The sequence below is a fragment of the Pseudomonas sp. N-1-13 genome (genome assembly GCF_057787095.1).
The window spans coordinates 3,274,580-3,298,310 of record NZ_JBYNRI010000001.1 but is presented as its reverse complement, the minus strand read 5'-3'; the positions used below and the strand labels follow the sequence as shown (position 1 = coordinate 3,298,310).

Genomic DNA, 23,731 nt, shown 5'->3' with positions numbered 1-23,731 from the left:
GGGGTAGAGTCCAAACGGACTGAGGGGGATACGTCCCCAACGCTCGAACAAAAACAATAGGAGCTCACCATGAAGTATCCATCCGTGCGTCGTGGCCTGACCGGGGTGCTTGCCAGCTTTGCCCTGGTCGGTGCGTTGTCTGTCCAGGCCGCCGAGCCGATTCTGATCAAGTTCTCCCACATCACCGCCGACAGCACGCCCAAGGGGCAGGGCGCCCTGATGTTCAAGAAGTTGGTGGAGGAGCGCCTGCCGGGTAAAGTCGAAGTGCAGGTCTACTCCAATTCGTCGTTGTACGGCGATGGCAAGGAGATGGAAGCGTTGCTGCTGGGTGAGGTGCAGATGTTGGCGCCGGCACCCTCGAAACTGGAGCAGTACACCAAGCAATTGCAGTTGTTCGACTTGATGTTCCTGTTCGACGACGTGGCGGCAGCGCAGCGCTTTCAACAGTCGGACAAAGGCAAGGCGCTGCTCAGGTCAATGGAAGGCAAGGGCATCACCGGGCTGGCCTACTGGCTCAACGGTATGCGCCAGTTGACCGCGAACAAGCCGCTGGTCAAGCCAAGTGATGCCCGCGGGCAGAAGTTCCGCGTGCAGCCCTCTGACCTGCAGGCCGCGCAATACAGCGCATTGCGCGCAGTGCCGCGCAAGATGGCGTTCGCCGAGATCTACCAGGGCCTGCAGACGGGGGTGGTGAATGCTCAGGACAACCCCTGGTCGAACATCTATTCCCAGAAATACTATGAAGTGCAGAAGTACATGACCGAGTCCAACCATGCCATCGGCAACTACCTGCTGATCGCCAACACCAAATTCTGGAATGGTTTGCCGGCAGATGTACGCGATGAGCTGGAGCAGATCATCGATGAGGTCACTGTCGAAGTGAACAAGCAGGCCGAGGTGCTCAATCAGAAGGCCAAGCAGGGCATCATCGATTCGGGCAAGAGCGAGATCATCAGCCTGACCCCACAGCAACGTGATGCCTGGCGCAACGCCGTGCGTCCTGCCTGGAAAGCCTTCGAAACGCAGATCGGTACCGAACTGATCGAAGCGGCCCAGGCGGCCAACCAATCCAACTGAAGTTCCCCAGCCACGGTCGCCCGTTCGGGGTGGCCGAAGGCGTCTCTCGAAGTTTGCCTTGCTGCTGGTTCTGATCGTGATCACTGACATCCCGGCCATCTCCCTGGGGCTGCCGAACGGGTTGGGCATAAGCTGACGGGGGGCGGATCAGTAGATGCTATTCTTCGCAAAAAAGTGGAGCAGGCCGGGCAGTCATGACACCAGAAAACACATTTCGTGTTCAAACGCCTCTGCCGGAGGACCTTCGGGTCTTCCTGACCGTCATTCGCAAATCCAGCTTTGCCGGTGCCGCGGATGAGCTTGGGCTCTCGCCGGCCTTCGTGAGCAAACGGATTCGCGTGCTCGAGCAGACATTGCGCACGCGGCTTTTGCATCGCACCACTCGACGCATTGCGCTGACTGAAGCGGGAGAAAAAACCCAGCGCTGGGCGATTCGCTTTCTCGACGACATGGATGATTTCGTTGGTGAGCTCACCGAGATTCGCCAAGCCCCTCGTGGCCTGCTGCACATTTGCAGCAGCTTCGGTTTTGGGCGCAATCATGTTGCCCCTGCGATTGCAGAGTTGTCATCGATCTACCCGGAACTGGAGGTGCGGCTGGATGTGTTCGACCGCGTGGTAGACATCGTTGCCGAAGGCTTTGATCTGGAGATCCGCGTGGGTGACGACTTGCCGGGCCATCACATCAGCCGCAAGCTGCTCAGTAACCACCGAGTGCTCTGTGCCACACCGGATTACCTGGAGCGGCGAGGGGTCCCGATCACTCTCAAGGATCTTGCTCATCATGATTGTCTGGTCCTGAAGGAGCGGAACAATCCATTCGGTGTGTGGCATTTGAATCAGGCCAACCGCGATGAGGTTGTACGGGTCAGCAGCAGATTGTCATCCAACAGCGGAGAAATCGTACTGCAATGGGCCTTGGCTGGGCGCGGGGTGCTTCTGCGGTCGTTGTGGGATGTTCAGCCACTGTTGGATCAAGGCAAGCTGGTCCGCGTGCTGCCCGATTACACCCAAAGCGCGAACGTCTGGGCGGTGTATCCGACCAGGCTGGCGGATTCGGCCAAACTTCGCGTGTGCGTGGAGTTTCTGGAGAGCTATTTGAAAAGGCTGCGGCTACCGGAGACGGCCCGCGCCTGACGGCAGTTCTGTCCGGCCCCGCAGGCCCGCAGGATGCAGGCCCTTGTTCGCTCGAGGCTCAGGCAAGCCAGGGGTTCAAACGATGGTGCAGTGCCTCGAAGTCGCGGATTCGTGACGTGTGCTCAAGCGTTGTACCAATCGCATCGAGACCTTCCAGCAGCGCTTTTTTACGCAAGGGGTCCATCTCGAACCCAATCATCTTTCCGCTCTGAAGGTGAATCTGCTGGGCATGCAGATCGATCGTGATCTGCGAGTTTTCAGGTGACCCAACGAGATGGCTGATCTCCTGCTGTTCTGACTCCTTCAACTGAATGAGCAGAACACCATTGCGCTGGCAGTTGTCGTAGAAAATACCAGCGAAACTCGTGCCGATCAGTGCGCGTATACCCAATTGCTTCAGCCCCCAGACCGCGTGCTCGCGGCTGGAACCACAACCGAAATTAGGTCCGGTGATCAGGAAACTGGCGTGATCCCAAGGGGCCTGATTGAGAATGAACGCCGGATTGGGGACGCCATCGGCCAGGAAACGCAAGTCAAAGAAGACCCCGCGGTCCAGCCCATTGCGATCGATGCCCTTGAGGAACTGCTTGGGCATGATGACGTCGGTGTCCACATTCGCGGCGGGCAGCGGTGCGGCGATACCGCGAACGATGGTGAATGGCTGCATTTCAGCTCTCCATGGACAGTTGACGAACGTCGGTGAGGTGGCCGCAAATCGCTGCGGCGGCGACCATCGCCGGGCTCATGAGGTGAGTTCTTGCTCCGGCGCCCTGACGGCCCTCGAAATTTCGGTTGGTACTGGAGGCACAGCGATCACCCGGCGACAGCACATCATCATTCATCGCCAGGCACATCGAGCAGCCGGACTGGCGCCATTCGAAGCCGGCATCCTTGAAGATCTGCGCCAGCCCCTCCGCTTGCGCCTGATCACGTACCCGTGTGGAGCCCGGTACGATCATCGCGCGCACGCTCGCCGCTACTTTGCGACCCCGAACGATGCGCGCGACATCGCGCAGATCCTCGATGCGTGCGTTGGTACAGGAGCCGATAAAGGCGTGACTGATCGGCACCCCGGCCAGTCGGGTTCCCGGCTCAAGGCCCATGTAGCGCAGTGCACGCTGCAGGTCCTGCCTGCGGATCAGGTCGCTCTCCAGGCGCGGATCCGGTACGCACTCACCAATCGGCGCGGCCTGGTCAGGGCTGGTTCCCCAAGTCACCATCGGCTCCAACGCGCTGGCATCGAGTTCGACTTCCTTGTCGAAATGCGCTCCAGGGTCGGAATAAAGCGTTTTCCATTTCTCGACAGCCTGCTCCCATAGCGCCCCTTTCGGGGCTCGCGGTTTGTCTTTGAGGTAGGCGTACACCTTTTCGTCCGGCGCCATGAAAGCCCCACGGGCACCGGCCTCTACGGCCATGTTGCAGATGGTCATGCGCGCTTCGACGCTGAGGGACTCAATGGTGGGGCCGGAGAATTCGATGGCGTAGCCCGTCGCACCGGACGCACCGATGTCGCGGATCAAGGCCATGATGATGTCTTTGGAGGTGACGCCTGCGCCCATCCGCCCGTGCACATTCACGCGCAGGGTCTTCAGACGTTTATAGACCAACGTCTGTGTGGCGAGCAGGTGTTCAATTTCCGAAGTGCCGATACCAAAACCAAAGGCGCCCAGCGCGCCATAGGTCGTTGTGTGGCTATCACCTGCGGCCACGACCATCCCGGGAAGAATGAAGCCTTGCTCAGGGGCAACCACGTGCTCAATGCCTTGTCGCTTGTCCAGGACATCGAACAACTCGATTCCGAAGTCTCGACAGTTCTGCTCGAAGTAAGAAACCTGAAGCGCGCCACCCGCATCCGGCATGGCCGCGACGCGATCAGGCGCGGTCGGGTTGACGTGATCGACCACGCACAACGTTGATGACGGGCGCCATACCGTTCTGTTCGCCTCTCTCAAGCCGCTGAAGGCCTGGGGGCTGGTGTATTCGTTGGCGACCTGGCGGTCGATGTAGAGCAACACATGGCCATGGTCGTCCAGCGTACAGACGGTGTGGGCATCTATATGCTTCTGGTAGAGCGTTCTGGGGCCTTTCATGACGGTTCTCGCGAGTGATCGGAAGGCGCGCCGGGAGGGCCTCACGATGCGCCGCGCTCAATGAGCAGTCATGCCAGCATAGGGAATGTGATTGCAGGTTCAATGGCTGAAAAGTCAATCATCGATTCACGATTCGTGTTTAATCCGCGCAGCGGTCAGCGATTCGGATAGCGCCCGGCCCACCGCGGTTGCTATCCGGTGCTGACAGGAAAAGACCGGCCCGGCCCCTTCAATCCAGATCCTCAGCCCGATGCCGCTCCGGCACTTGGCTCGCTTCATCACCCCACGTGCGGTTCACTCGTTGCCCCCGGATCACTGCCGGTCGATTGGCGATCTCCTCGGCCCAGCGTTGCACATGGGTATATTCGTGGGCAGCCAGGAACTCGGCAGCCGAGTACACGTTGTCGCGCACCAATTGACCATACCAGGGCCAGACCGCGATATCGGCGATGGTGTAGCTGTCTGCGGCCAGGTATTGGCTTTCGCCAAGACGGCGATTCAGGACGTCGAGCTGGCGTTTGGTTTCCATGGTGAAACGATTGATGGGGTATTCAAGTTTATCGGGCGCGTAAGCGTAGAAATGACCGAAGCCTCCACCCAGATAGGGGGCTGCGCCCATCTGCCAGAACAGCCAGTTCAGGGTTTCGGTGCGTCCGGCCGGGTCGGTGGGCAGGAAGGCGCCGAATTTTTCTGCCAGGTACAGCAGGATCGAACCGGACTCGAAAACCCGGATTGCAGGCTGTACGCTGCGATCAAGCAACGCCGGGATCTTCGAGTTCGGGTTGATCTGGACAAAGCCACTGGAGAACTGGTCGCCCTCGTTAATGCGAATCAGCCAGGCGTCATATTCGGCGCCGGTGTGCCCCAGCGCCAACAGCTCTTCCAGCAGGATGGTCACCTTCACGCCATTGGGCGTGGCCAGTGAATAGAGCTGCAGCGGATGTTCGCCCACTGGCAATACTTTTTCATGGGTCGGCCCGGCGATAGGGCGATTGATGTTGGCGAACTGGCCGCCAGACGGGGCGTTGTATTTCCAGACTCTGGGCGGTACATAGGGCGCTTTGCTCATGGGAGGGGCCTCATTGCCGACTTGCAGTGACCGCGTGAACCGCGGAAAAAAGCTCTGGCCCAAGCCTGCCATAGGAGGGTCAGCGTCAGCAAATCACCCCGCCTGCACGTACTGCATTAGGCTTACCCGCTAACGCTCTTCAGTCATGATCCGATCCACTTCGCCTGAAGCCTTGAGCTTCGCGAAAGCTTGTTGAGCCCGGGTGACGATTTCGTCTGGGGTGCTCAGGCTAAACGCCATGTGAACTCGGTGGGGTTGTTCATCCAGGGAAAAGACCTCCTCCAGAGTGGTGAAATCCACTTGGGCATCTTTGCTCATCAGGCGCGCAGTATTCTCGGGCATCGGCAGCAACTGAATCTGCTGATTCAACAGTTTCTGAAAGTTATCGTGGTTGTCCGCCGATACCACCAGCCGGGTAAAGCCTTTCTGCTGCAGGTAAACCTGCTTGGCGTCATTGCGCACCACGCCTATGGTGTACTGCTTGGCGTCTTCAAGGTTGTCAACGGCGATGCCGCCACGTCCACGCAGCTTGTAGAGCTTGGTCGTCGCCCGATGGATTTCACCCACCCACTTGAACATCTGCTCACGGGCCGGGGTGCGATCGAGCGGGAAGATCATCACATTGGGTTCATGCAGCGCTTTTTCGTAAGCGCGTGCCCATGGGTACAGCAACATGCGGTAATCGCTGATCCCTGCGCCTCTCAAGGTTTCGTCGGCTATTCGAGTGCCCGGGCCGACGAGCGCGCCTTCACGCAGGTAGGCGTATAACGAGTCTTCGGTCACGACTTCGATCGCCTCGGCGTGACTTTTCACGCTGATCAGGGCCAGGAGCAAGCAGGAGCAGAGCTTCAGACGGTAGTGCATACAGACCTCGCAGCACACGGTGGTTTTATAAAGCGACGCAATTGCGCCCCTGGCGTTTGGCCCGGTACAACGCCTGGTCGGCGCGTTGCAGCAGTTGATCGAAGTGATCCATGGTTTTGGTGTCCAGCTCGGCGACGCCGATGCTCAGGGTGACAAAAGGGGAAACCGCTGAGCCGCCATGGGGCAGTGCAAGTTCAGCCAGGCTTTCACGAAACCGCTGGGCTGCCTCGCATGCCTGGCTGGCGTTGATATTGGGCAATACCACGACAAACTCCTCACCCCCCAGGCGAGCAGTCAGTTCGCCGGAGCGGCCGAAGACACTGCGCAGGGTCCCGGCGATCTGTTTCAAGCACTCGTCCCCTTTGATATGGCCGTAGGTGTCGTTGTAGATCTTGAAGAAATCCACATCGCACATCAGCACGGCCAGCGGGGTGTTGTGGCGGATCGCACGGCGGAATTCGACATCCTTCAGTTCATCGAAGTAACGACGGTTGGCCAAGCCCGTCAAGGCATCGTGACGCGACAGCGCTTCGAGGGCCTGGTTGGCGGCCTTGAGTTCCGAAGTGCGCGCCTCGACCAGTTCGGCCAACTGGTCGCGACTGGCTGCAAGGGCCAGTTCGTCCGAGTGCTGGCGCTCCAGATGGGCGTGGAGGTTGTCTTGCAGTGCATTGACTTTGGATTCGAGCAGGCTCAACTCGTCCTGGCGCCGGACCGAACGTTGCAGCTTGAGGTGGGAGTTGAGTGTTTGTGGTGAGAGTTTCCCCAGATGCCGGGCGATATGGACAACGTGCACGGTCACCAGGCGGTTGAACATGGTCATGACCAGGCCGGCCAGCAGCAACGACTGGATCACCTGCGTGATGACGATGCTGCGGGCTTCGTCCCAGAGGCGTTCCCAAAGCAGGTTGTTATCGCCCTCGATGGTCAGTTCACCGACCTTTTCGTTGGCGCCGATGTAGGGCTGCGCGACGAGCTGGCGATGCAGCACCGGCGCCACGCTGGATGCATTGCTGGCATATCGATTGAACTCGATGATTTCTGGCGCCTGTCCGGGTCGCAGGATATTGAGTGCCACGCGTCCCACCGGCGCCGCATTCGCAACGCTGGTGATCTGCTTGTCCAACGATTCACGGTCCATTTCCCAAATGGCATGGGCCAGGGTGTTCTGGAACACCTGGTCGATCAGGACCAGCTCGGAATTCATCTGCGCCAGATTGTTTTCCCAGGCCTGCCAGGTACGCAGCGTGACCATCGCCAAGGTAAAGCACAGGCAGAACACCAGCGTGGCCAACACCAGACGCCGTCCCAGCGAGCTGAACGTCCTGGTTTTTGGCGGATGGATGGGGACAGTCCGAAAATCGTCGGCCATGTCATAACCACTTGCGCATGATGGCGTCGTAAACGCCATTACGGCGGATGGTCTCCAGGCCTGAGCGGAATTTCTCGACCGTCGCGGCCGGCGTCTTGCGACTGAACGCCATGCTCAAGCCATCCTGACTGCTCAATTCGGGAAGCGGCAGCGAGCGGATCAACACTTTATCCGGGTCTTCACCATTCTGGCGGGTCAGGTACAGCGCGTTGAGCTCGTTGGAAATCCATAGCTCCACGTGATCGACCTTGAGCTTGCGGTAGTTGTGTTCGTACTTGTTGCTCGACTGCAGGTCTTTACCAATGCGGAAACCCTTCGACACCAGGTATTGCTCACCCACGTCCTGATTGACGGTGGCAATCTGGTGACCGTGCGCATCGTCCAGCGAGTTGAGTTTTACCGGGCGCTCAGCCAGCGAATACATGTACCACTGGGTTGGGGCGATGGCCCCGACCCACTGGAAAAGTGATTCACGCGCAGGCGTTCGAACGATTGAATAAATCAACACGTTACTTTCATTGAGCGCCAGTTCGTAGGCCCGCGCCCAAGGCATGGGCTGGATGGACGCCTCTACGCCGACCTCCTTGAGCACCGCCTGGACCACCTCGGTGCTCATACCGGTCACTCGCCCGTTCTGCGTCATGTTATAGGGCGGCAGTTCTTCCGTAACGATGCGCAGCGCAGTCTCTGCGGCGGCGTTTGGCACGGCTGTGCTTGCAGCCAGGAACACCAGGACGCAGCTCATCAGCAGACGGTTAAACGGCAAAATCATCGAGAGTTACCCTATGCAACCAGCAGTGCCGGCGCGGCCTGGGGGCCGTTGACTTAATGTGTTATCGGCTGGGCCTATACGCGCTTGAGTGTCATCCGTCGAAACCGGGGGGCATTGAACCTGGGGCGGTCGGGCCAGACCCTGTGAAAAACTTGAGTGTGGCCTCTCTTGTTCCAGCTGTCGATTCGGCGACATTTAATGAACCCGGGTTTGTTCGGCCGTGTCAGTCGTTTGTCAGGAACGACAAATGATGGAGCCGCTGATGCGACCACTGTATTTCACCAGCCTGTCCTTCGCCGCGTTGCTGTGCGCGGCTTGCTCAAGCCAACCGCCCGCGACCTGGGGCTACATGGATGCCAAGGAACGGGCCAATCTGCCGCCCGACCAGGCATATCCCGAGTTGTTCGAAGCCGTGCAGAACAACCAACTGTTCACCGACCAGAAGCATTTCGTCGACGCACTGCCCACCCGCGACCCCTCGAAAATCCGTGCCGAATACCTGGCTCGTCGCGACAACAGCGACTTCGATCTCGAAACCTTCGTGAAGGACAACTTCATCGAGTCCGGCGCAGCGCAAAGCCCGGCACCGAAACCGGGCGCGCCCATTCAAGAGCACATCGACAGCCTTTGGCCCGTGTTAAGCCGTACCTATCGCCAAGTGCCGCCCTACAGCAGCCTGTTGCCCTTGCCACAACCCTATGTCGTTCCAGGCGGACGCTTTCGCGAGATGTACTATTGGGACTCCTACTTCACCATGCTCGGGCTTGAACAAAGCGGGGATCAGGCCCAGGTGCGCCAGATGACCGATAACTTTGCCTATATGATCGACACGTACGGGCACATTCCCAATGGCAATCGCACCTACTACCTGAGCCGCTCACAACCGCCATTCTTCGCTTACATGGTGCAGTTGCAGGCGCACATCGAAGGTGACCAGGCGTTTGGGCGTTACCTTCCACAACTGCAGAAGGAATACGCCTATTGGATGCAGGGCGCTGAGGGGCTCAAGCCGGGTGCCGCCGCGCAACATGTGGTCAAGCTCGCCGATGGCAGCGTGCTCAATCGCTATTGGGATGCCCGTTCGACGCCGCGACAGGAATCCTGGTTGCAAGATGTCAAAACCGCCGAACAGGCCTCGAACAGACCCAGGCAAGAGGTCTGGCGTGATCTGCGTGCCGGGGCGGAGAGTGGTTGGGACTTCAGTTCGCGCTGGCTTGGCGACGGCCAGAACCTGGCAACCATACGCACCACATCCATTGTGCCCGTGGACCTGAACAGCCTGCTCTATCACCTGGAGCGCACCATCGCCAAGGCGTGTGAAACCGTGCAGAACACGCCATGCGTCCAGGCCTATGGTCAGCGCGCGGACCGGCGGCAGCGTGCCATTGAGCAGCATTTGTGGAATGCCGATGCAGGGTTCTACGTGGACTACGACTGGCAGCAGCACCGTCAACGCCCGCAACTGACGGCCGCCACGCTGTTTCCTCTTTACACCGGCCTTGCCTCCGCGGACCACGCCAATCGCACGGCCGAGGCAGTCCGTGATGGTCTGCTGCGCCCTGGCGGCATTGCCACCACGCAGGTCAGCAATGGCCAGCAGTGGGACGAACCCAACGGTTGGGCACCGCTACAGTGGGTGGCGGTTGAGGGGCTGGATCGCTATGGGCACACCGCGCTGGCGCAGCAGATTGGCACTCGCTTCCTGCAACAGGTACACAATCTTTACCGCAACGAAGACAAGCTGGTAGAGAAGTACGACGTATCCGGGCGGGGAGATGGCGGGGGAGGTGGCGAATATGAGTTGCAGGACGGTTTCGGCTGGACGAATGGCGTGACGCTGAAACTGTTGAGCAAATATGGCGCACGTTCCTCCGCAACGACTGTGGGTGAATGAGCTGGCGTTAAGAGCAAGGGACAAACCTGGGCAGGACTTATCAGTTCCTGCCCAGGTGCCCGGCACTGTTATCCGAGAATGGCGTTGAAGAGCAACAGGGTGAGCAGGGAGGTGAACCAGCCGATCGTGGTCGGAATCGACCAGGTCAGCATCTGATGCTTGGCGTTGGTGACCCCGAGCATGCGGTTGACTACCCAGAAATAGCTGTCGTTGAAGTAGCCAAAGACCATCGAGCCAATGGCCGCCGCCTGGGCGGCGAAGACCATGTTAACGTCGGGAATCGAGGCCAGGATCGGCGCCGAAATCGAGGCGCCGGTGATCATTGCCACGGTGCCGCTGCCCTGGATCAGACGCACCAGGGACGCGATCACGAAGGGGATCAACACCGCCGGCAGGGGCAAGGTGGCGACCCATTCGCCCATGTACTGACCCGCACCGCTGTCGCGCAACACGGCACCCAATGCACCACCGGCACCGGTGACCAGCAGGATGATGCCGGCGCTTTCCACGCCTTTCTCCATGTGCGCGATGACTTCCTCACGCGGGCGCCGCGGCACCAGTCCATACAGTGCCGCCACCACCCCGAGGCCGACAGCGATGACCGGGTTGCCGACGAAAGCGATGGTCTGACCGAACAGGCTCTGGGTCAGGGTGCTGTCGCCGTTGAGTTTGCCGAGGGCGACGACCAGGGTGTTGGCGAAGATCAGCAGGATAGGCAGCACGATCGGCAGCATCGACAGCCACAGCGGCGGCAGTTCGGCCTCGCGGGCATCGGCGCGTTCGAGCACTTCACGATAGGCGGTGGCGGGTTCGACCGGAGTTTGGCCGCTTTGCGCGATCATCGCCTCGATGCGTGGGCCCATGAAGCGGGCGTAGGCCACCAGCACGAAGGTGCCGGGAATGGTGAATACCACGCCCCAGAAAATCATCAACCCCACGTCGATATTGAAAATCCCGGCAATCCCCAGTGGCCCTGGCGTCGGTGGAACCGCATGGTGGGTCAGCATCAGGCCGCTGGCCAGGGCAATACCCAGGGTCAGCATCGATTTGCCGCTGTTGCGCGCCAGTGCCCGGACCAACGGGTTGAGGATGACGAACGCCGAGTCGCAGAAGATCGGCACCGAGACGATGTAGCCGGTCACCATCATCGCCCACTCTTCGCGTTTGTTGCCCAGCCAGCGCACGAAGGTATAGGCCATCCGCTCGGCGGCGCCGGAGACTTCCAGCAGGCGGCCCATCATCACACCGAAACCGATGACCAGGCCGATGGTCGACAGCGTGGCACCGAAGCCGGTGGTGATGGATTTGACCAGCGCGTCGGGCGCCATGCCGCCACCCAGGCCGGCGATCGAGGCGGCGATGATCAGCGCCAGCAGGGCGTGGATGCGGGTCTTGAGAACCAGCACGATGAGGATGACGATGGCCAGGACCAGGCTCACCATCAGCTGTGGGCCGGCGATAGAAGTTGCGTCCATTGGGTAATCACTCTTGTTGTTATTGGATGGAACGACGGCACCGCACGGCGCCGCCTGGGTCAGCGATTCATGCTGTGCTGGTGCGCCCTTACCACGCTGTCGAAATCGGCATCACCGCGAAAGCCCAATTGCAGCGGCCGCTGGATGTCGAAATCGCCGGGCCAACTGCAGACGATGCGCTGGATCCGCTCGTCCGGCTCAAAGCTGACCCGCGCGCGGGCCGCCTCGCCACCGACACGGGCGAGACTGTCGAGCATTTCGCTGACCCGCACGCTGATGCCGGGCAGGTTGAGGGTCCGCCGCAGGCCAAGCGCCTGGCCGTCCAGGCGCGCGGCATGGACCAGATTGTCGACCACGGTCTGCGGCGAAGACAGCCACATGCGGGTATCCAGTGGTACCGGACAGTTGCTCATCTCGCCGGCCAGGGGTTCGCGCAGGATGCCGCTGGCAAATGACGAGGCCGCTGCGTTGGGTTTGCCGGGGCGAACGGAAATGGTTGGCAGGCGACACACCCGGCCATCGATGAAGCCCTTGCGCGAGTAGTCATTGATCAGCAGTTCGGCCATGGCCTTCTGCGCGCCATAAGACGATTGCGGCAGCGGTGCGAGTTCTTCGGGTACCTGCTCGGGCATCGGCCCACCAAATACCGCCAGTGAACTGGCGAACACGAAACGCGGCGCCTGGGCCTGTTGGCGGCAGGCTTCGAGCAGGGCGCGGGTCGCATCGAAATTGACCCGCATGCCAAGGTCGAAGTCGGCTTCGGCCTGGCCACTGACAATCGCGGCCAAGTGATAGACCAGGCAGGTCTCTGGGCCGATCAGCGATTTGATAAAGGCCGGGTCGCAGATGTCGCCTGTGTGCGACACCACCCGAGGGTCATTGATGGGGCAGGGCGCCAAGTCGACCGAGACGAGGCTGGCACCGGGGGGCAGCAAGTCACTCGCAGTGGGCGCCAGCAGCGCTTCGATCAGGCGGGCGCCGAGAAAGCCAGCGCCGCCAGTTACCAGGATCTTCATGTATTGCACTCCGCTTAAGGAGAATATTCGGGGCAGGGTGCCGAACGCCCCGTATTCTTGTTATTTGACGAACCAGGTGACAAGCAGTTGTCATGTTGTATGATGAATTTAACGTGGACGCAACCGTTGCGTGTTTTCTTCTTGCCCACAGCGGGTGGCAAGGCAGCGCGACGATTGCCGGGAGAATTTGAGTGGACAGTCTGAACGACGTTACCCCCAAGCTGGCCGAACGGCTGGCCAAACGCCTGAGTGCAGCGGTCCATGAAGGCCAGTTGGCCGCCGGGAACCGCCTGCCCACCGAGCAGGCATTGTGCGAGCAGTACGGTGTCAGCCGCACGGTGGTGCGCGAAGCGATTTCGATGCTCAAGCGCGAAGGCATGCTCACTTCGCGCCAGGGCAGCGGCACCTTCGTCGTGCCCAATCCCAGTGTCGCGCTGCGCCTGTCTCCACCCCAGGGCAACTTCGAGGCGGTGGTGGAGATCCTCGAATTGCGCAGCGCGCTGGAGATCAAGGCCGCCGAACTGGCTGCAGCGCGGCGCACCAATGCGCAATTGCGGGCGATGCAAAACGCCTTGGCCGAGCTTGACGAAGCGGTCGAGCGGGGTGAAGACGGCGTGCGCGAAGACCTCGCCTTCCACCGTTCGGTGGTGGCCGCCACCGGTAACCAGCACTTTCTCGAAACCATCGATTTTCTGCATCAGCTGCTGCAACAGGCGATCAGAGTGACCCGTCGCAACGAGGCGCGTAACGCCCAGTACATGTGTCAGGTCGATCAGGAGCACCACGCGCTGCTCGCCGCTATCGCCGCAGGTGACAGTGAGGCGGCACGTACCGCGGCCTCCTCGCATCTGCGCAACGCCGAAGTCCGCCTGCGCGAAGCGCGAAGCGAGGCCGACGCGTCCGGATAACAACCACAAGAGGATTCACCCGTGACAGCAATATCCAGTATTGGTGTGGTCGGCCTGGGCTCCATGGGCCTGGGCATGGCGCGCGCGCTTTTGCGCGCTGGTCTGCCCGTATGGGGCTACGACATCCGCGAGGACGTGCGCCAGGCCTTCATCGCCGAAGGTGGCCAGCCGGTCAGTGCCCTGAGTGACAGCGCCGCGCTCAGCGACCTGCTGTTCATCGTGGTGGTCAATGCCGCGCAAACCGAGCAATTGCTGTTCGGCGAGCAGGGTATTGCCGCGCGGTTGCGTCCGGGTTCCGTGGTCATTGCCTGTGCAACCATCTCGGCGGCGGCTGCGCGGCGCATCAGTGGGCGCTTGGCCGAGCATCAAGTGCTGATGCTCGATGCGCCGATTTCAGGCGGGGCGGTGCGCGCCGAAGCGGGCGAGTTGACCATCATGGCCTCGGGGCCGGAGGCCGCCTTCGAACGGGCGCAAACGGCACTTGCCGCCGTCGCCGCCAAGGTCTACCGGCTGGGTGAAGAGGCCGGGCAAGGTTCGCAGATCAAGCTGGTCAACCAGTTGCTCGCCGGGGTCCACATTGCCGCGGCGGCCGAAGCCATGGCCTATGGCATTCGTCAGGGCTGCGATCCCGAGGCGCTCTACGAGGTGATCAGTCACAGCGCCGGTAATTCCTGGATGTTCGAAAACCGCGTGCCGCATTTGCTGGCGGGTGATTATCGACCGCGCTCGGCGGTGGATATTTTCGTCAAGGATCTGGGCCTGGTGCTCGACAGCGCCCAGGAGGCGGTCTTCCCGCTGCCGCTGACCGCCAGCGCCCACCAGATGTTCAAGCAAGCGTCGGCTTCCGGGCTGGGGCGCGAGGATGATATCGCCGTGGTGAAGATATTCCCCGGTATCAACCTGCCTGCCGCCGCCAACGAGGAGATTTGACCATGCCCCTGATCGGATGCATCGCCGATGACTTCACCGGAGCGACCGACCTTGCCAGCATGCTCGTGCGCGGCGGCGCCCGTACTGTGCAGACCATTGGTGTCCCACACGGGCCCTTGGCGGTGGGCGATGCCGACGCCCTGGTGGTGGCGCTCAAGTCGCGCAACCTGGCGCCCGATGAAGCCGTCGCACAGTCGCTGCAGGCGCTGGAGTGGTTGCGCCAGCAGGGCTGCCGACAGTTCTACTTCAAGTATTGCTCGACGTTCGACTCCACCGCTGAGGGCAACATCGGCCCGGTCAGCGATGCACTGCTCCAAGCCCTGGGCAGCGACTTCACCGTGGCCTGTCCGGCCTTTCCGGAAAACCGCCGCAGCGTGTTCAACGGTTACCTGTTCGCCAATGACGTGCTGCTCAACGAAAGCGGGATGCAGGACCATCCACTCACGCCCATGCGCGACGCCAACCTGCTGCGCGTGTTGCAGCCGCAGACACGCCACCCGGTCGGCCTGATCGACTACCGGACCCTGCGCGCCGGCGTCGAGGCGACCCGTCAGCGGATCGCCGCGTTGCGCGCCGAGGGCGTGGGCATCGCTATCAGCGACGCTATCGATAATGAAGATTTGCAGGTGCTCGGCGCCGCCTGTGCCGATCTGCCGTTGGTCACGGCCGGCTCGGGGCTGGCGCTGGGCATGGCCCAGGATTGGCAGGCCAGAGGGCTGTTGCAGGCCAACGGCGAAGCCAGCCGGCTGGGGGCAGGGTGGGGGCGCCAGGCGATTCTCAGCGGTAGCTGTTCGCGAGCGACCCTCGGCCAGATCGAGCAGGCGGCAGCGGTCTATCCTGCCTTTCGTCTTGAGGCCGCCGAGCTGATGGCCCGCGGTGATGCACTGGTGGCCGAGGCCTTGGCCTGGGCTGCCGGCCACCAGGGTCCGGTGCTGATCTATGCCAGCAGTCCGGCCGACGAGGTACGCCGGGTGCAACAACAGTTCGGTGCGCAGCAGGTCGGTGAACGCATTGAATCGGCCCTGGCGGCGATTGCCCGTGCGCTGGTCGAACAGCAGGGCATGGGCCAATTGCTGGTGGCCGGTGGCGAAACCTCCGGCGCAGTGGTCGGCGCGCTGGGTATCGAAGGTTTGCGCATCGGGCCGAGCATCGACCCCGGCGTGCCCTGGACCCAGACGCTCGGCCAATCCGGTCGGCCGCTGACGCTGGCGCTCAAGTCCGGTAACTTCGGTAGCGCCGATTTCATGATCAAGGCCTGGGAGATGCTGGCATGACAGAAAGCCAATTGCGCGAAGAGATCGTCGAGATCGGCCGTTCCCTCTACCTGCGTGGGCTCAGCCCTGGCTCCTCCGGGAATATCAGCGTGCGTCTGGACGATGGCTGGCTGCTGACACCGACCAACGCCTGTCTCGGTCGCCTGGACCCGGCCGACATCGCCAAGCTCGACTGGCAAGGTAACCACCTGGCTGGCAAACCCGCCTCCAAGGAAGCATTCCTGCACCGTGCCGTCTATGAAGGCCGTGAAGATTCCGGTGCCATCGTGCACTTGCATTGCACGCACTCGGCGGCGGTCTCGTGCCTGGATTGCCTGGACGCGACGTCTTGTCTGCCACCGCTGACACCCTATTTCGTCATGCGCGTGGGCCGCTTGCCGCTGATTCCGTACCACCGGCCCGGTGATCCGCGGCTGGGTGAGGCGATTCGCGGGCTGGTCGGACAGCACAGTTCGGTGTTGCTGGCCAATCACGGGCCGGTCGTTTCGGGCAAGAGCCTGGAGGCGGCCACCTATGCCATCGAAGAACTCGAAGAAACCGCCAAGCTCTACCTGTTGCTGCGCCAGCAGCCGGTACGGGCCCTGGACGACGAACAAATCGAAGAACTGCGCCAGACCTCCGGCGCCCAATGGTGACTGCAATGCCACGTTTCGCTGCCAACCTCAGCATGATGTTCAACGACGCACCTTTCCTGGATCGCTTCGGCCGTGCCGCCAAGGCCGGCTTCAAGGGCGTGGAATACCTGTTCCCTTATGAGTTCGCACCGGCCGAACTGGCCGGGCGTTTGGCCGAGCACGGGCTTAGCCAAGTGCTGTTCAACCTGCCACCGGGGGATTTTGCCGCAGGCGAGCGCGGCATCGCAGCGATACCGGGGCGCGAGGCGGAATTTCGTGAAAGTGTCGACCGGGCCATCGAATACGCCCACGCCCTGGGCTGCCCCAAACTGCACGCAATGGCCGGACTGGTGAGTGACGAGAGCCAGCGTCCGCGCATGCGCGAGGTCTATCTGGAGAACCTGCGTTACGCCGCACGACGTTTGGCCGAGCACCAACTGACACTGTTGATCGAGCCGATCAACACCCGCTCGATTCCGGGTTACTTCATCAATCGCCAGACCGAGGGCCATGCAATTCTGGCCGAACTGGGCGAGCCGAATCTGCGTGTGCAACTGGACCTGTTCCATGCACAAATCATGGAAGGCGATCTGATTGCCGGTTTCCAGCGCTTCCAGGCCGGTGTCGGGCATATCCAGATTGCCGGCGTGCCGGATCGGCACGAACCGGACCTGGGAGAAGTGAACTACCCGTACCTGTTCAAACTGCTCGACGAGGCCGGCTACGATGGCTGGATCGGCTGCGAGTACAACCCCCGCGGCCTGACCGAGGATGGCCTGGGCTGGTTTGCGCCCTGGCGTTGAGCTGAGATGGAGTAGGGCGCCCAAGAGGGGCGTGAGGGCATGCGATGAATACAAACCCTCTCGCCCCAGACGCCGGATAAGTCCCCTACGTACTCAGCAGAACGGCCTGGTCATCATTGACCGGCAAGGCAATATCGGGCTCGCCGGGTGTCAGGATGACCTTGCGACAATCTTCCTGTTTTTTGTCGAATAGCTTGTAGCCCTCGGCGGCCTGTTCCAGGGACAAGCGATGGCTGATGATGACTTCAGGGCTAAGGCGACCGGTCTCGATATGGCCAAGCAGCTCGGGAAGATACCGCTGCACGTGGGTCTGGCCCATTTTGAAGGTCAGGCCTTTGTCGAATGCGTCGCCGAACAGGAAGCCGTGGATGAAACCGGCATACACGCCCGGTACGCTTACGACCCCACCGCGCCTGACCGCCGCAATGCATTGGCGTAACGCCTTGCCGCTGCTGCCTTCGAGTTTAAGCGTAGCCAGCACTGTTTCGGTGGTGCTGCCTTTGGCTTCAAAACCCACGGCATCCACCACACCGTCCACGCCCCGCATGCCCTTGGTCTGGCGAATGATCGTGTCCGCCGGGTCGTCGTCTTCATCAAAATTGATGGGAATAACGCCATAGGTTTTCTGTGCATAGGCCAGACGATAGGGGTGATGATCGACCATGAAGATCTGGTCGGCGCCCAACATCCGCGCGCAGGCGGCGCTCAACAAGCCGACCGGCCCGGCGCCATAGATGGCGATACTCGAGCCACTGCCGATCCCAGCGTTGGTCACCGCTTGAAAGGCGGTTGGCAAGATGTCCGAGAGGAACAGCACCTTCTCGTCCGAGAGGGTTCCCGGTACTTTGAAAGGCCCGGTGTTGGCTTTTGGTACCCTTACATACTCAGCTTGCCCGCCAGGTATACCGCCGTACAAATGGCTGAAACCGAACAGAGCCGCCCCGGGCGGGATTGCCTTCTTGTTCAGAATCGCGCCACGGCCCGTGTTGGTCGTTTCGCAAGCGGCGAACAAATCCATCTGACAGAAGAAACAGCTGCCGCAGGCGATAACGAAAGGCACAACCACTCGATCGCCGGGTTGAACGGCGGTCACCGCTGAACCGGCTTCTTCAACGATTCCCATGAACTCATGGCCGAAGATGTCGCCATGTTCGACAGCGGGAATTTTTCCGCGATAAAGGTGCAGATCGGAACCACAAATCGCCGTTGCCGTGACACGCAGAATGATGTCGTCACTGTCCTCCAGGACCGGGTCGGGGACCGTGTCGACTTTCACACTGTGTGCACCGTGGTAAGTGAGTGCTCTCATGACTTCCTGCCTCTGGGTAGCGTGGTGATATAGGGCAGAGGCGGGAGGCTGGATGGAAGTTCAGAGCGTTAGCGCAGGTACGTGACTGGCGGTCATTATCTACTCATGCACCGTCACCCGATTGCGCCCGGTTTTCTTGGACGTATACAACGCCTGGTCGGCCCGGGCGATCAGTTCGGCGTGGCCGGTCGAGGGCTGGCTCAGGTCTGCCACTCCAAGGCTGATGGTGAAACGGATGCTCTGGTCGTTGTACAGCACCTGCAGTTCTTCGACGGCCTTGCGCAGGCGCTCGGCGAACATCCGGGCACCGGTCTGGTCGGTGTCCGACAGCACCACGCCGAACTCCTCGCCGCCATAACGCCCGGCCACGTCGGAGTCGCGTACGTGTTCGCGCAGAAGCCTGGCGACCTGTTCGATGACCTTGTCTCCGGCCTGATGGCCATAGGTGTCGTTGACCCGTTTGAAGTGGTCGATATCGAGCATCACCAGGCTCAAGGCATTGCCATAGCGCTGATGCCGCGCATAGGCAGCTTTCAGGTTCGCCTCCCAATGACCGCGGTTGTACAGCCCGGTCAGTCGATCGGTACTGGAGAGCTGCTGCAATTGCGCATTGGCGGCCTGTAGTTGATGCCGGTTGGTGGCGACGTCGGTGACGTCATAAATCACCAGGCAGATGTGACTGATCGTGTTGTCGGGCGAGCGCAGCGGTAACAGCGTGGTGTTCTGGTACATGAACTCTTCCTGGCCGGTGATCGGCTGGTAGCTCTTGAACCGCACCAGATAGGGACGCTGCTCCCAGACAGTGAACGCTGGGGTGCCCAGGGCAGCGACGCTTTCTACCTTGCGGCTGAACCACTGGCGATCGATTTCCGGGAACAGGCTGAAAAAATGCTGGTCGTGGGCGTCCTTTGGCTGCACCCCGGAGCGGTTCTCCATGAACGTGTTCCAGACCTGCACGCGGTAGTCGCGGTCCAGCACCACCACACCGACATCGATGCTCTGAACAATGGCCAGCAACCAGTGAAACTCGTTCAGATCAATGGAATCAGGCATGGCTCAGGTCATCAGGTAGGTGAGTTTTTGGGTCAGCCGCTCGATCGAGTCTTCCGTGAACAGTAACAATAGATCGAAACGAATATCGTGCCCTTCCAGGCTGTAGCTGATTTCCACCGCCAGGGTCTTTTTCCAGTGCTTGCGGTTGACTTGAATCAGCTCCTCGATGGCCGCGTGCTGGCCGAGAATCTGCGGATGCCCCTGAGAAAACACCACGTCGATCTGTTCGGCAATGCTGCTCAGGCAAGCGCCGATCAGAACACTGGAGAGGTCCAGCAGCATTTCCAGGTCCGAATAGTCGCTGCTTTGGCGTTGCATCAGTTGCGCTATGTCAGCAATTTCCGACTCGTGAAATATCAGCAGGGCTTCGCCGGCAATCCCGCTGCCAATAAAGCCCTGGCAGATGGCGGTGAGTTGTTCAGAGCTACCGGCATCGTTCAGCGCCATGTGCAGCTCACCCACCTCAAGGATGTTCACGTTCGGTACCGGTAACTGCACAAACACACCCAGCACCTTGGCGATCAGGGCGGCGGCCTGGCCGATGGCAACGTTGACCGTCTCGCGAAACGCATCGTGAAAACTGATGGCCGTGTTCGTTGCCGGACGATTTTGCGGCGGCGTCTGGCCGGGTTTCGTCAGCAGGCCCAACTGGCTGAGCGTCTGGCGCAGTTCGTTTTCGTCGAAAGGTTTTTTCAGGAATGCCAATGCGCCCAGCTCAAGCACGCGGCGTACCGCCTGTTCCTGTACGTCACCGGAGATCACGATGACTTGCGTCTTCAAGCCTTCGGTGCGCAAGGCGCTCAACACCTGGTAACCATCCATCTCCGGCATGGTCAGGTCCAGCAGCACCACCTGGCCCAGCCCCTGGCGTATGGCGTCCATGGCCTGGCGACCATTGCTGGCCTCGGTGACCGAGACCGGCCAGTCCGCCGGCAGCGCCCGTAGCACCTGCTTACGAGCCATGTTGGAGTCGTCACATACCACCAAGGGAATCACTGACACTGGGGCGCCCATTTGAATTGAACGGCAGCCGAGGCCTTCAGGCAGGCCACGCATTGCATTGAACTAAAAACTGGACCAATAAGTCAGGCTAGTCAAATGCACTTCATCCATTTCGGGAGTCTGTCCAATGCGCAACTACACGGTGAATTACCTGTTCAACGACGCGCCTCGCACTCACGCGTTCGAGCTCAAGCAGCTTCAACTGCCCGTCCATGAAGCCGCGATGCACCTGCTCCAGCTGCATTTTGGAGATGCAGAGAACGGCCTGATCATGCCCACCGCGGATGCGACGCCTGCGCAGATCCTGGAGCAGGCCGAGCGGGTAGGGCTGACGCAAATCAGGGTTGTCGATCAGCACATAATTGATTAATTAAAATAACCAGTTGTTCTGGTTTTTTGATCGTGAACCGTGTTTTACCGCCCATGAAAAACACCCACTACGGGTTTCCTTCTTTGCTGGTCTGAACCGGATATTATCGGTACTTCCGTTTGTTTATAGGGCTTATAGCCTCGCGTCTGGATATTTGTAAATTAAGAAACCTAGTGGTTTCCTTTCTGTTGTTTTTTGGCATACTCACCCAGCGAGTCGACATAGATGTCTGCTCGAAATGGTATTTAGTGCTGTCTAATAACAATATAACCAGCAGGAACCCACGCCATGCACAGTCCCGATCACCACGCTACGCCAGTCGGCGCCGAACAACTCACTGCCACGCTCGCACGGATGAAACAGGCCCACTTGGTTGACGGACCGGCCAGCCTGGAGCTGCGCCGCGACCGCCTCGATCGGGCCATTGCGCTACTGCTGGACAATCGTGACGCCATCGTCGCAGCGGTGTCGGCGGACTTCGGCAATCGTAGCCGCGAGCAGACGCTGCTTTCCGATATCGGCGGTTCGGTGGCAAGCCTCAAGCATTGCCGTGAGCATCTGGCCGAGTGGATGCAAGCGCAATCGCATCCGTCACCCTTCCCCGGCAGCGAGGCGCGGGTCGAGTACCAGCCGTTGGGCGTGGTGGGCGTGATCAGCCCCTGGAATTTTCCCATCGTACTGGCGTTCGGGCCTCTGGCGAGCATCTTCGCCGCCGGTAACCGGGCCATGCTCAAACCCTCGGAACTGACCCCACGCACCTCGGCATTGATGGGCGAATTGATCGCCCGATATTTTGACGAGAATGAACTCACCACGGTGCTGGGCGATGCCGAAGTCGGCGCGCTGTTCAGTGCCCAGCCGTTCGATCACCTGATCTTTACCGGTGGTACGGCGGTGGCTCGGCACATCATGCGTGCAGCCTCGGACAATCTGGTGCCGGTGACCCTGGAGCTGGGGGGCAAGTCGCCCGTGCTGGTGTCCCGTAGCGCCGATCTGGCGACGGTGGTGCAGCGGGTCATGACCGTGAAGACCTTCAACGCCGGGCAAATCTGCCTGGCCCCGGACTACGTGCTGCTGCCGGAAGAATGCCTGGAAGACTTCGTTGCCGAGGCGGTGCGCTTCGTCGGTGCCATGTACCCCTCCTTGCACAGCAACCCGGACTACACCTCCATCATCAACCCACGCAATTTCGACCGCCTGCAGGGTTATCTGGTCGATGCTAGCGCCAAAGGGGCGCGGCTGATCGAGATCAACCCGGCGCAGGAAGACCTGGGCGATCGCCAGACCCGCAAGATCGCTCCGACGCTGGTGCTGGATGCCACTGAACAGATGCAGGTGCTGCGCGAGGAAATCTTCGGCCCGCTGTTGCCGATCAAGACCTATCGCGATTTCGCCACGGCGATTGACTACGTCAACGGTCAACCTCGGCCCCTTGCCGCTTATTACTTCGGCGAGGACGCCGGTGAGCGCCAGCAGGTGCTGGAGCGCACGACTTCGGGCGGTGTGGTGATCAATGATGTCATGAGCCATGTGGTGTTCGAGGCGCTGCCGTTTGGCGGGGTCGGTCACTCGGGGATGGGGGCGTATCACGGTGTCTACGGTTTCCGTACGTTCAGCCATGCCAAGGCGGTGGTGGTGCAGAGCCCGCTCGGTGAGTCCAACCTGGCAATGCGCGCGCCTTACGGCGCAATGATCCACGGTCTGCTGGATCAATTGCTGACTGCCCACTGAGTCTTCAGGAGTTTGATCATGAACGTGTTGTCGACTCTCAAGGCCAAGCTGCTGCGTGCCTTTGCCAAGCGCATGAAAGCCAAGTTCACCTATGACGCGGCGCAGTATCCGTTGCGCCTGTTCGAGGAGAAGCTCATCCCCACGGCGTGGGGCCCGGCACGGGCCTTGTTCTATTGGCCCCAGGCGCCGTCCAGCGAACCTTTGCCCGTGTACCTGAACCTGCATGGCGGCGGTTTTGTGGCCGGGGTGCCGGAGCATGACGACAGCTATTGCCGGCGGTTGGCCCACAACCTGGGTTGCCTGGTGGTCAATCTGGATTATGTCCTGGCCCCCGAGTTTCCCTTTCCCGCCGGCTTGCGACAGAGCTTCGCGGTGCTTGAGTGGCTGGCCGAACAGGCCGCGGCCCTGGGTATCGACCCACAACGCATCGCAGTCGGTGGGCACAGCGCCGGCGGTAACCTGGCCACCGGCGTGGCCAATCTGGCGCGGGAGCACCAACGGTTGCGGGTGGTGCATCAGGTCATCGACTATGCGGCCGTGGACTTAGCCGCGGATCCGGAACTCAAGCGCTCGACCTCTGACAAACCCTTGCTCGGCCCGGGCCTGATGCGCTTCTTCAATCGCTGTTACCTGAGCAATCCGGCGCATGCCCGCGACCCTCTGGCATCGCCGTTACTGGCGACGGTCGAGCAATTGCAGGGCATGCCCCCCGCGACGGTGATCACTGCCGAGTACGATATCCTGCTCGCCGAGGGGCAGGCCTACGCGCAGAAACTGCGTCAGGCCGGTGTGGCGGTGACCGAGAGAATGTTCACCGGGTGCGACCATATGTTCACTCACCTGGGACCGGATGCTTCGGCACAGCAGGCGTGGCAGCTCATCGAGGACTCCCTGCGCGAGGCGTTTGCGAGCAGGCTGCGTTAAGCTGGGCACCTTTGTGAAACCACCATCAGGACATGCGCACCATGCCGTTCA

Annotated in this window: 22 protein-coding genes; 11 read left to right on the top strand and 11 right to left on the bottom strand. The window is 60.8% G+C overall.

Features of this window, described 5'->3' with window-relative positions; all coding sequences use genetic code 11:
• The first annotated feature begins 69 nt into the window (after nt 1-69).
• Nucleotides 70-1,077 carry a TRAP transporter substrate-binding protein gene (locus tag AC3I65_RS14885; protein ID WP_047225607.1) on the top strand — a complete coding sequence of 336 codons (1,008 nt, stop codon included), beginning with the start codon at nt 70-72 and terminating at the stop codon, nt 1,075-1,077.
• A gap of 194 nt (nt 1,078-1,271) precedes the next feature.
• Nucleotides 1,272-2,213: a LysR substrate-binding domain-containing protein gene (locus AC3I65_RS14880; protein WP_047225608.1), complete on the top strand. Its 942-nt coding sequence runs from the start codon at nt 1,272-1,274 to the stop codon at nt 2,211-2,213.
• Nucleotides 2,214-2,271: 58 nt separating this feature from the next.
• On the opposite strand, the gene leuD is transcribed toward AC3I65_RS14880, so the two are convergent.
• From leuD to AC3I65_RS14850, 6 genes are all read right to left on the bottom strand, one after another.
• Complete coding sequence (gene leuD, locus AC3I65_RS14875; RefSeq protein WP_173406871.1) at nt 2,272-2,880, bottom strand: 3-isopropylmalate dehydratase small subunit; 609 nt, start codon at nt 2,878-2,880, stop codon at nt 2,272-2,274.
• 1 nt (nt 2,881) lies between these two features.
• Entirely contained in the window at nt 2,882-4,303 is a 1,422-nt protein-coding gene (gene leuC, locus AC3I65_RS14870) for a 3-isopropylmalate dehydratase large subunit (protein WP_047225610.1), read from the bottom strand.
• A gap of 229 nt (nt 4,304-4,532) precedes the next feature.
• On the bottom strand, nt 4,533-5,372 hold the full coding sequence (gene yghU, locus AC3I65_RS14865; RefSeq protein ID WP_047225611.1) for a glutathione-dependent disulfide-bond oxidoreductase: 840 nt from the start codon (nt 5,370-5,372) through the stop codon (nt 4,533-4,535).
• Between the two features lie 129 nt (nt 5,373-5,501).
• Nucleotides 5,502-6,236, bottom strand: a complete 735-nt coding sequence (locus tag AC3I65_RS14860) for a substrate-binding periplasmic protein (protein WP_047225612.1) — start codon at nt 6,234-6,236, stop codon at nt 5,502-5,504.
• 25 nt (nt 6,237-6,261) lie between these two features.
• A complete protein-coding gene (locus AC3I65_RS14855; protein ID WP_047225613.1) occupies nt 6,262-7,605 on the bottom strand; it encodes a diguanylate cyclase in 1,344 nt (447 codons plus the stop codon).
• A gap of 1 nt (nt 7,606) precedes the next feature.
• Nucleotides 7,607-8,377, bottom strand: a complete 771-nt coding sequence (locus tag AC3I65_RS14850) for a substrate-binding periplasmic protein (protein ID WP_047225614.1) — start codon at nt 8,375-8,377, stop codon at nt 7,607-7,609.
• 262 nt (nt 8,378-8,639) lie between these two features.
• Between AC3I65_RS14850 and treA the strand changes: the two genes are divergently transcribed.
• The gene (gene treA / locus AC3I65_RS14845) at nt 8,640-10,271 is read left to right on the top strand and encodes an alpha,alpha-trehalase TreA (protein WP_188250765.1); all 1,632 of its coding nucleotides are present in this window, start codon (nt 8,640-8,642) and stop codon (nt 10,269-10,271) included.
• Nucleotides 10,272-10,339: 68 nt separating this feature from the next.
• On the opposite strand, the gene AC3I65_RS14840 is transcribed toward treA, so the two are convergent.
• Together AC3I65_RS14840 and denD are read right to left on the bottom strand one after the other, a co-directional pair.
• Nucleotides 10,340-11,746 carry a GntP family permease gene (locus tag AC3I65_RS14840; RefSeq protein ID WP_076384241.1) on the bottom strand — a complete coding sequence of 469 codons (1,407 nt, stop codon included), beginning with the start codon at nt 11,744-11,746 and terminating at the stop codon, nt 10,340-10,342.
• A 59-nt stretch (nt 11,747-11,805) separates the two neighbouring features.
• Nucleotides 11,806-12,762 carry a D-erythronate dehydrogenase gene (gene denD / locus AC3I65_RS14835; RefSeq protein WP_076384243.1) on the bottom strand — a complete coding sequence of 319 codons (957 nt, stop codon included), beginning with the start codon at nt 12,760-12,762 and terminating at the stop codon, nt 11,806-11,808.
• Nucleotides 12,763-12,953: 191 nt separating this feature from the next.
• Here denD and AC3I65_RS14830 point away from each other — a divergent pair, with 191 nt between their 5' ends.
• From AC3I65_RS14830 to otnI, 5 genes are read left to right on the top strand one after another with little or no spacing between them, the layout of a single operon-like run.
• Nucleotides 12,954-13,670, top strand: a complete 717-nt coding sequence (locus tag AC3I65_RS14830) for a FadR/GntR family transcriptional regulator (protein WP_488523935.1) — start codon at nt 12,954-12,956, stop codon at nt 13,668-13,670.
• A 21-nt stretch (nt 13,671-13,691) separates the two neighbouring features.
• Complete coding sequence (gene ltnD, locus AC3I65_RS14825) at nt 13,692-14,600, top strand: L-threonate dehydrogenase (RefSeq protein WP_076384245.1); 909 nt, start codon at nt 13,692-13,694, stop codon at nt 14,598-14,600.
• Nucleotides 14,601-14,602: 2 nt separating this feature from the next.
• Complete coding sequence (gene otnK, locus AC3I65_RS14820) at nt 14,603-15,874, top strand: 3-oxo-tetronate kinase (RefSeq protein WP_488523934.1); 1,272 nt, start codon at nt 14,603-14,605, stop codon at nt 15,872-15,874.
• Complete coding sequence (gene otnC, locus AC3I65_RS14815) at nt 15,871-16,509, top strand: 3-oxo-tetronate 4-phosphate decarboxylase (protein ID WP_488523933.1); 639 nt, start codon at nt 15,871-15,873, stop codon at nt 16,507-16,509. Before otnK ends, otnC begins: the two co-directional genes overlap by 4 nt.
• A gap of 5 nt (nt 16,510-16,514) precedes the next feature.
• A complete protein-coding gene (gene otnI, locus AC3I65_RS14810; RefSeq protein ID WP_107322809.1) occupies nt 16,515-17,291 on the top strand; it encodes a 2-oxo-tetronate isomerase in 777 nt (258 codons plus the stop codon).
• A gap of 85 nt (nt 17,292-17,376) precedes the next feature.
• On the opposite strand, the gene AC3I65_RS14805 is transcribed toward otnI, so the two are convergent.
• From AC3I65_RS14805 to AC3I65_RS14795, 3 genes are all read right to left on the bottom strand, one after another.
• Nucleotides 17,377-18,600: a zinc-dependent alcohol dehydrogenase gene (locus AC3I65_RS14805; protein WP_107322808.1), complete on the bottom strand. Its 1,224-nt coding sequence runs from the start codon at nt 18,598-18,600 to the stop codon at nt 17,377-17,379.
• 99 nt (nt 18,601-18,699) lie between these two features.
• Nucleotides 18,700-19,653 carry a sensor domain-containing diguanylate cyclase gene (locus tag AC3I65_RS14800; protein ID WP_139049857.1) on the bottom strand — a complete coding sequence of 318 codons (954 nt, stop codon included), beginning with the start codon at nt 19,651-19,653 and terminating at the stop codon, nt 18,700-18,702.
• A 3-nt stretch (nt 19,654-19,656) separates the two neighbouring features.
• Nucleotides 19,657-20,667, bottom strand: coding sequence for a response regulator (locus AC3I65_RS14795; RefSeq protein ID WP_107323296.1), 1,011 nt, complete (start codon nt 20,665-20,667; stop codon nt 19,657-19,659).
• A gap of 115 nt (nt 20,668-20,782) precedes the next feature.
• Between AC3I65_RS14795 and AC3I65_RS14790 the strand changes: the two genes are divergently transcribed.
• From AC3I65_RS14790 to AC3I65_RS14780, 3 genes are all read left to right on the top strand, one after another.
• Nucleotides 20,783-21,025, top strand: coding sequence for a hypothetical protein (locus AC3I65_RS14790; protein WP_107322806.1), 243 nt, complete (start codon nt 20,783-20,785; stop codon nt 21,023-21,025).
• A gap of 288 nt (nt 21,026-21,313) precedes the next feature.
• A complete protein-coding gene (locus tag AC3I65_RS14785; RefSeq protein ID WP_488523932.1) occupies nt 21,314-22,756 on the top strand; it encodes a coniferyl aldehyde dehydrogenase in 1,443 nt (480 codons plus the stop codon).
• A gap of 18 nt (nt 22,757-22,774) precedes the next feature.
• The gene (locus AC3I65_RS14780; protein ID WP_488523931.1) at nt 22,775-23,680 is read left to right on the top strand and encodes an alpha/beta hydrolase; all 906 of its coding nucleotides are present in this window, start codon (nt 22,775-22,777) and stop codon (nt 23,678-23,680) included.
• Nucleotides 23,681-23,731: the final 51 nt, after the last annotated feature.